General features: G+C 41.6%; 8 protein-coding genes and 1 tRNA gene. All 9 read left to right on the top strand.

Features of this window, described 5'->3' with window-relative positions:
- The coding region (locus tag B5V81_RS07175) for an EF-Tu C-terminal domain-related protein (protein ID WP_500676360.1) at positions 1–256 on the top strand (256 nt) is incomplete at its 5' end.
- Between the two features lie 47 nt (positions 257–303).
- Positions 304–379 (top strand) — tRNA-Trp (locus B5V81_RS07170).
- 221 nt (positions 380–600) lie between these two features.
- Positions 601–813 carry a preprotein translocase subunit SecE gene (gene secE, locus B5V81_RS07165; RefSeq protein ID WP_212112857.1) on the top strand — a complete coding sequence of 71 codons (213 nt, stop codon included), beginning with the start codon at positions 601–603 and terminating at the stop codon, positions 811–813.
- Between the two features lie 20 nt (positions 814–833).
- Entirely contained in the window at positions 834–1,364 is a 531-nt protein-coding gene (nusG, locus tag B5V81_RS07160) for a transcription termination/antitermination protein NusG (RefSeq protein ID WP_212112856.1), read from the top strand.
- A 151-nt stretch (positions 1,365–1,515) separates the two neighbouring features.
- Entirely contained in the window at positions 1,516–1,944 is a 429-nt protein-coding gene (gene rplK, locus B5V81_RS07155) for a 50S ribosomal protein L11 (RefSeq protein WP_212112855.1), read from the top strand.
- A gap of 4 nt (positions 1,945–1,948) precedes the next feature.
- Positions 1,949–2,653: a 50S ribosomal protein L1 gene (gene rplA / locus B5V81_RS07150; RefSeq protein WP_212112861.1), complete on the top strand. Its 705-nt coding sequence runs from the start codon at positions 1,949–1,951 to the stop codon at positions 2,651–2,653.
- Positions 2,654–3,014: 361 nt separating this feature from the next.
- The gene (gene rplJ / locus B5V81_RS07145; RefSeq protein WP_012231475.1) at positions 3,015–3,533 is read left to right on the top strand and encodes a 50S ribosomal protein L10; all 519 of its coding nucleotides are present in this window, start codon (positions 3,015–3,017) and stop codon (positions 3,531–3,533) included.
- Between the two features lie 101 nt (positions 3,534–3,634).
- On the top strand, positions 3,635–4,006 hold the full coding sequence (gene rplL, locus B5V81_RS07140; RefSeq protein ID WP_012231477.1) for a 50S ribosomal protein L7/L12: 372 nt from the start codon (positions 3,635–3,637) through the stop codon (positions 4,004–4,006).
- 285 nt (positions 4,007–4,291) lie between these two features.
- Positions 4,292–8,443, top strand: a complete 4,152-nt coding sequence (rpoB, locus tag B5V81_RS07135; protein ID WP_212112854.1) for a DNA-directed RNA polymerase subunit beta — start codon at positions 4,292–4,294, stop codon at positions 8,441–8,443.
- The last annotated feature ends 142 nt before the right edge of the window (positions 8,444–8,585 follow it).

The raw sequence follows: 8,585 nt of genomic DNA, 5'->3' as shown, positions 1-8,585 counted from the left end.
CATTTTGACGAAAGATGAAGGAGGTCGTCATACGCCCTTTTTCACGAATTATCGTCCTCAGTTTTACTTCCGTACGACGGATGTTACAGGTATTGTTACGCTTCCAGAAGGAACAGAGATGGTTATGCCAGGCGATAATGTTGCGATGGATGTGTCTCTGATTGTGCCAATAGCGATGGAAGAGAAGCTTCGTTTTGCTATTCGTGAAGGTGGTCGTACTGTTGGTGCCGGTATCGTCTCTAAGATCATCGAATAAATAATGCTTGTTGAAAGGTTACTAAAGGTGTTTTAGTTTTGAGAGTTAGGGGTATAGCTCAGTTGGTAGAGCGGCGGTCTCCAAAACCGCAGGTCGCGGGTTCAAGTCCTGCTGCCCCTGCCAAAGGGGAATGGGATTTTAGAAATGTGGGGGTGGGTTTTGCTGCCTTTTTCGCTTTTTTTTATATGGGGCTTGTTTTTTTGTGTGTGAAACGCTATTGAATAGGAAGTGGAAAATTGCATCAGTCTGGAAATTGGCTTTTGCATTTTTTCGTATTTATCTTGTTGTATAAAACACAATAGAACTAGAAGAGAGTATATAGGGCTAGAGAGTATAGTGTGACGATGGCATCTAAAACCAATCCAATTGCCTTTTTGAAGCAGGTTTATGTAGAAACAGTTAAAGTGAAGTGGCCTACGCGCCGCGAGACAGTTATTTCTACTGTTATGGTTTTGCTGGTAACGGCATTGGCTTCTGCTTTCTTTTTTATTGTGGATCAGGTTATGCATTTTAGTGTTTGGCGGGTTATTGATCTTCTGAAATATCTTTTTGGTTGAGAATGTAAGGAAGTGTGACTGTGGCGGCTCGTTGGTATATTGTTCAGGCATATTCAAATTTTGAAAAGAAAGTAGCGGAAGCTATTGATAAGGAGGCGAAGCAAAAAGGGCTTGATCATCTGTTTGAAAAGATTTTTGTTCCAACGGAGCGAGTTGTAGAAGTTCGTCGTGGACGCAAAGTTGATAGTGAACGAAAGTTTTTTCCTGGTTATGTTCTTGTTCGTGCTGAATTAACAGATGAGGTTTATCATCTTATTAAGAATACGCCTAAGGTGACAGGTTTTTTAGGGTCGGATGCACGTCCTATTCCCATTTCTGATCGAGAGGTTGAGCAAATTCTCAAACAAGTTCAGGAAGGGGTTGAATCTCCAAAGTCTTCTGTGTTGTTTGAGGTTGGAGAGCAAGTTCGCGTTGCTGATGGTCCTTTTGTTTCATTTAATGGAATTGTTCAAGAGGTTGAAGAAGAGCGCTCTCGTCTTAAGGTTGAAGTGCTCATTTTTGGGCGTCCTACGCCTGTTGATTTGGAATTTGGTCAGGTTGAAAAACTCTGATTAAACTTAGAGTAGTTTTGATTACTTTAAGGAAGGAGTGGGAGGTGATTTATAGCTTTTGTCGGCTTAATGATCCGAACCACATGACTGCAGAGCGGGTAGCGAGCAAGATAAATTGTTAGCGTACCAGTTAAATTGAAGGCAGATTATTATGGCAAAGAAAAGTATAGGTCAGCTCAAGTTGCAGGTTCCTGCAGGGGCTGCTACTCCGTCTCCACCGATTGGTCCAGCTCTTGGACAACGTGGTATTAATATCATGGAATTTTGTAAAGCGTTTAATGCAGCGACACAAGACATGGAAAAGGGAGCACCGATTCCAGTTATTATTACGTATTACCAAGATAAGTCTTTCACGTTTTCTCTCAAGACACCTCCTGTATCGTTCTTTTTAAAGAAAGAGGCACAACTGAAATCTGGTTCAAAAGAGCCTGGTAAAGTGTCTGTAGGAAGTATCTCTCGCGATAAAATTCGTTTGATTGCGGAAGCAAAGATGAAAGATCTTAATGCAAATGACATTGAGGCAGCAATGCGTATGGTTGAAGGCTCTGCGCGCTCGATGGGCTTGGAAGTGGTGGGCTAATGTTATGGCAAAAGTAGCAAAGAGAATAAAAAATATCCGTAAAGATGTTGATTTTAATCAACTTTACGCTTTGAGTGATGCTGTTTCAATGGTTAAGGAGCGTGCCGTAGCCAAGTTTGATGAAACAATTGAAATTTCAATGAACTTGGGTGTTGACCCTCGTCATGCTGATCAGATGGTTCGAGGTGTTGCTCATTTGCCTAACGGAACGGGGCGCAATATTCGTGTTGCCGTTTTTGCTCGTGGTGATAAGGCTGATGAGGCTAAGGCAGCAGGAGCTGATGTTGTGGGTGCTGAAGATTTATTTGAAAGCATTAATGGGGGAGTGATTGACTTTGATCGTTGTATTGCAACACCAGATATGATGCCTCTTGTCGGTCGTCTTGGTAAGATTCTTGGTCCACGGAGTTTGATGCCAAATCCAAAGGTTGGTACTGTAACACTTGATGTTGCCGGTGCTGTCAAAGCTTCTAAAGGTGGTGCTGTCGAATTTCGTGTTGAGAAAGCTGGTATTGTGCATGCAGGTATTGGGAAGGCTTCTTTTGGCGTTGAAAAAATCGTAGAAAATATTAAAGCCTTTGCCAGTGCTGTTATTAAAGCAAAACCACAAGGTGCAAAAGGTGAGTATATTAAGCGCGTTGCTGTTTCTTCGACTATGGGGGTTGGTGTTAAAGTTGATCCAGCAACGGTTCGTTCAGAGTCAGTATAAGCTGATTTATAATTTTTTTTTGAGGTAAGTGACGATCAAAATTATATTTTAAATGTCGGTTTTGAACCGGCATTTAGCCATCTAAGCTTTATAGGGCTTAGGTTATTCCGGAAGGAATTCCGGAATATCCTGTCCGAGATTGTAGGTGATGCTTTAAGTATCTTAAAATTTGAAAAAACCTACATGAGACTGGGGTAAAAAACTGAGAGTTAAAAGACTTAAAGGGTTTGAGCCAGGGTTGCCTTTGAACGCTGTGCGTGAAAAAGGGGACAGGATCCTCATCGGTAACATGAAATATTTTATGTTATCAAAGGTAACCAACAGGTTTGTTTTAAGCAAATCTGTTAAATGGAGAGAGACAGTGAATAGAGCGGAAAAACGCGAATTTGTTACATGGCTTAACGAGGCTTTTCAAAAGTCTGGTTCTGTTGTTGTTGCACATTATTCCGGTCTGACAGTTTCACAAATGAACGATCTGCGTTCGAAAATGGGTGAAGCTGGCGGTGCCGTTAAAGTCGCCAAAAACCGTCTTGCTAAAATCGCTCTTCAGGGCACGGAATCTGAATCGATAGCAGGTTTGTTTACAGGACAAACACTTATTGCTTATTCAGAAGATCCAATCACAGCACCAAAGGTTGCTGTTGATTTTGCAAAAAGCAATGACAAATTTGTCATCCTTGGCGGTTCAATGGGCGCAACGAGTTTAACTGTAGACGCTGTGAAGTCATTGGCTTCATTGCCTTCATTAAACGAATTGCGGGCAAAACTTGTGGGTATGATTTCTACTCCTGCCACCCGTATTGCACAGGTTGTTAATGCGCCTGCAGGTCAGGTTGCACGTGTCATTGGAGCATATGCTCAGGAGGATAAGGCGGCTTAAGGCTGTTTGTATTCACGTTGATGGAAGAACTTTAATGTTTTTCTGTTTTTTTGAATAAATTTTAATAATGGTTCAAATCTTTTAATTAAAGGAATTTTAAAATGGCTGATCTAGCGAAGATCGTAGAAGACCTTTCTAATCTAACTCTTTTGGAAGCTGCTGAGCTTTCTAAGTTACTTGAAGAAAAGTGGGGCGTTTCGGCTGCTGCTCCTGTAGCTGTGGCTGCTGTTGCTGGTGCTGCTGCTCCAGCTGCTGAAGAAAAAACAGAATTTGATGTTATTCTTGTTGAAGGTGGCGCGCAAAAAATTAATGTTATTAAAGAAGTTCGTGCTCTTACGGGACTTGGTCTTAAAGAAGCTAAAGATCTGGTTGAAGGAGCACCTAAGCCTATTAAAGAAGGCGCTTCTAAAGAAGAGGCAGAGAAAATTAAATCTCAACTTGAAGCTGCTGGTGCTAAAGTTGAACTTAAATAAATTTAATTTTATCGGCGGACATTTAGGTTCGCCGATTTTCTTTCTCTAAAAAGAGAGAAAGAAAAGAGTAAAAAACTTTTACCAACGGTTTAATTGCAGTAGTGGGTATAGAGTTGGATTACTCATCCCTCATCATAGAGCCAATTCAAAGAAAGGCTTATGTTGGAGGGGAAAGTTAACGATGCTCATGATTGGGTGTCAAGTGAACTGGTCTGCATATGCAGGTTAATGATATAAGACTTTCAAGGTTGGTCTACCTTGAAGAGTAAGGATCAAGGAGCGACGATGGCTCAGACTCACGCAATGATGTCTCAATTCAATGGTCGTAAGCGGGTACGCAAATTTTTTGGTAAGATTCCTGAAGTAGCAGAAATGCCGAATCTTATTGAGGTTCAAAAAGCGTCATATGATCAGTTTCTCATGATTGAGGAACCGAAAGGTGGACGACCAGATGAAGGTTTGCAAGCTGTTTTTAAATCGGTATTTCCTATTTCCGATTTTTCCGGTACAGCTATGCTTGAGTTTGTTGGTTATGAATTTGATTTACCAAAATTTGATGTTGAAGAATGTCGTCAACGTGATTTAACTTATGCAGCCCCATTAAAGGTGATATTGCGTTTGATTGTTTTTGATGTTGATGAGGATACTGGCTCCAAAGATATCAAAGATATCAAAGAGCAGGGCGTTTATATGGGCGATATGCCTTTAATGACGACTAATGGTACCTTTATCGTCAATGGTACCGAGCGTGTTATTGTTTCTCAGATGCACCGTTCTCCAGGCGTCTTTTTTGATCATGATAAAGGGAAGTCGCATTCATCGGGAAAGCTTCTTTTTGCTGCTCGTGTTATTCCGTATCGCGGCTCTTGGCTGGATATTGAGTTTGATGCTAAAGACATCATTTATGCGCGTATTGATCGGCGGCGTAAGATTCCTGTTACCAGTCTTTTAATGGCACTCGGTATGGATGCCTCGGATATTTTGTCAACGTTTTATGATAAAGTGACTTATGAGCGTGATGGAGCAGGATGGCGTGTTCCTTATTCTGTTGATCGTTTTAAAGGAATGAAGCTCATTTCTGACCTTATCGATGCAGATAGTGGTGAAGTTGTTGTGGAAGCTGGTAAGAAGCTAACAGTTCGCACCGCAAAATCTTTAGCAGAAAAGGGGCTCAAGGCGGTTAAAGTTAGTGAAGATGATTTATTAGGATGTTATCTTGCCGAAGATATCGTCAATTATGAGACAGGTGAGATTTACCTTGAAGCTGGCGATGAAATTGACGAAAAAGTATTAAAAATTTTGCTTGATGTTAGTGCTGATCAAATCAATATTCTTGATATTGATCACATGAATGTTGGTGCTTATATCCGCAATACTTTAAAGGTGGATAAAAATGAAAGTCGACAGGATGCATTGTTTGATATTTACCGAGTGATGCGTCCAGGTGAGCCTCCAACAATCGATACAGCAGAAGCAATGTTCCATTCATTGTTTTTTGATCCAGAGCGTTATGATCTTTCAGCTGTTGGACGTGTTAAGATGAATTTGCGTATGGATCTTGATTGTCCAGATACAGTTCGCGTTTTACGTCAAGAAGATATTCTTGCTGTTGTTAAGATGTTGGTTGAATTACGTGATGGCCGTGGTGAAATTGATGATATTGATAATCTTGGCAATCGTCGTGTTCGTTCCGTTGGGGAATTGATGGAGAATCAATATCGCATTGGTCTCCTTCGTATGGAGCGTGCGATAAAAGAACGTATGTCATCGGTTGAAATTGATACAGTTATGCCGCAGGATTTAATCAATGCAAAGCCTGCTGCAGCAGCAGTTCGTGAGTTTTTTGGGTCTTCACAATTGTCGCAGTTTATGGATCAAACCAATCCATTGTCGGAAATCACCCATAAGCGCCGTCTTTCTGCTCTTGGTCCAGGAGGATTGACTCGTGAACGTGCGGGTTTTGAAGTTCGTGACGTCCATCCTACCCATTATGGTCGTATTTGTCCAATTGAAACACCGGAAGGTCCCAATATTGGTCTCATTAACTCCTTAGCAACATTTGCTCGGGTTAACAAATATGGCTTTATTGAAAGTCCCTATCGTAAAATTATTGATGGTAAAGTCACCAAAGAAGTTATTTATCTTTCAGCAATGGAAGAAGCAAAGCATTATGTTGCTCAAGCAAATTCTTCATTAGATAGTGAAGGCCGTTTTATAGAAGAGTTTGTTGTTTGCCGTCATGCTGGTGAAGTTTTGATGGCGCCGCGCGATCATGTTGATTTGATGGATGTTTCACCAAAACAGTTGGTTTCAGTTGCAGCTGCGCTTATTCCCTTTTTGGAAAATGATGATGCGAATCGTGCGTTGATGGGATCGAACATGCAGCGTCAGGCAGTTCCTCTTGTACGGGCTGAAGCACCATTTGTTGGCACGGGAATGGAGGCCGTTGTTGCACGAGATTCAGGAGCTGCTGTAAGCGCAAAACGGAGTGGTATTGTTGATCAAGTTGATGCTACCCGTATTGTTATCCGTGCAACAGAAGATTTAGATCCTTCAAAATCAGGCGTTGATATTTATCGCTTACAAAAATTTCAGCGTTCTAATCAATCCACTTGTATTAATCAGCGCCCTCTTGTGCATGTCGGTGATCGGGTAGAGAAGGGTGATATCATTGCAGATGGTCCATCTACGGATCTTGGTGATTTGGCTCTTGGGCGAAATGTTCTTGTCGCCTTTATGCCTTGGAATGGATACAACTACGAAGATTCTATTTTGTTATCTGAGCGCATTGTTGCGGATGATGTGTTTACGTCAATTCATATCGAGGAATTTGAAGTTGCAGCACGTGATACAAAACTTGGGCCTGAGGAGATTACGCGCGATATTCCTAATGTTGCGGAAGAAGCATTAAGGAATCTTGACGAAGCTGGCATTATTTATATTGGTGCTGAAGTTCAACCGGGTGATATTTTGGTTGGAAAGATTACACCAAAGGGTGAAAGTCCCATGACGCCGGAAGAAAAGCTTCTGCGTGCAATTTTTGGTGAAAAGGCATCTGATGTTCGTGATACTTCTATGCGTATGCCGCCTGGGACATTTGGTACTGTTGTTGAAGTTCGCGTTTTTAATCGCCATGGTGTGGAAAAAGATGAGCGCGCTATGGCAATTGAGCGTGAAGAAATTGAGCGTTTAGCAAAAGACCGTGATGATGAACAGTCGATTCTTGATCGCAATGTTTACGCACGTCTTACCGATATGTTGACAGGTAAAGTCGCTGTAGAAGGTCCGAAAGGCTTTTCCGAGAGTAAAAAGCTTGATAGTACGGTAATGGGGCGTTATCCACGTTCGCAGTGGTGGCAATTTGCTGTTGAGGATGAAAAGCTTCAAAATGAAATTGAAGCTTTACGCAAACAATATGATGAATCAAAAGAAGCATTACAACGTCGCTTTATGGATAAAGTTGAAAAGGTCCAAAGAGGCGATGAAATGCCTCCTGGAGTCATGAAAATGGTAAAGGTTTTTGTGGCCGTGAAGCGCAAAATCCAACCAGGTGATAAGATGGCGGGACGTCACGGGAATAAGGGTGTTGTCTCACGTATTCTTCCCATAGAAGATATGCCATTTCTTGAAGATGGAACGCATGCTGATATCGTCTTAAATCCGCTTGGTGTGCCTAGTCGTATGAATGTTGGGCAAATTCTTGAGACGCATCTTGGTTGGGCATGTGCGGGGATGGGCAAAAAGATTGGTGATTTGTTGGAATTATATCAAGAGACTGGTGATATCCTTCCTTTACGTCAACGTATTGAAAATCTTATGCCTGATGATAATCATAATGAGCCAGTGCGTCAGTATGATAACGAAAGCCTTTATAAATTAGCACTTCAGATGAAGAAAGGGGTTTCAATTGCGACGCCTGTTTTTGATGGAGCACATGAATCTGATATCAACATGATGCTGGAAGATGCGGGCCTAGATAGTTCAGGGCAGGTTACGCTTTATGATGGTCGCACAGGAGAGCCTTTTGATCGTCCAGTAACGGTGGGGTATATTTACATGTTGAAATTGCATCACCTTGTTGATGATAAGATTCATGCACGTTCTATAGGTCCTTATTCACTTGTTACCCAGCAGCCATTGGGAGGTAAGGCACAGTTTGGTGGGCAGCGTTTTGGTGAAATGGAGGTGTGGGCCCTTGAAGCTTATGGTGCAGCATACACTTTGCAGGAGATGTTGACAGTAAAATCGGATGATGTTGCTGGTCGGACGAAAGTCTATGAAGCGATTGTGCGTGGTGATGATACATTTGAAGCCGGTATACCTGAGAGCTTTAATGTATTGGTGAAAGAAATGCGTTCACTCGCTCTTAATGTAGAGCTTGATGATGCGCGTGAACTTATTGCGCAGCGCGTTTTATCTGATACGGCAGAACAATAATTCAAGGAGCGCACTAGAAAAAAGTTGCGCTCTGATTACTTTAAGAAGCTCAATAACTTTATTCGAATCGTACAGATCATTTTTAAAGGTAAATGTATTTTAAAGAAGATCTGTTATGAAATAAAAAAGAGATATTACAACA

This window comes from Bartonella queenslandensis (assembly GCF_018155095.1).
Classification (GTDB): Bacteria; Pseudomonadota; Alphaproteobacteria; order Rhizobiales; family Rhizobiaceae; genus Bartonella; species Bartonella queenslandensis_B.
This window is presented reverse-complemented; position numbering and strand designations above follow the sequence as displayed.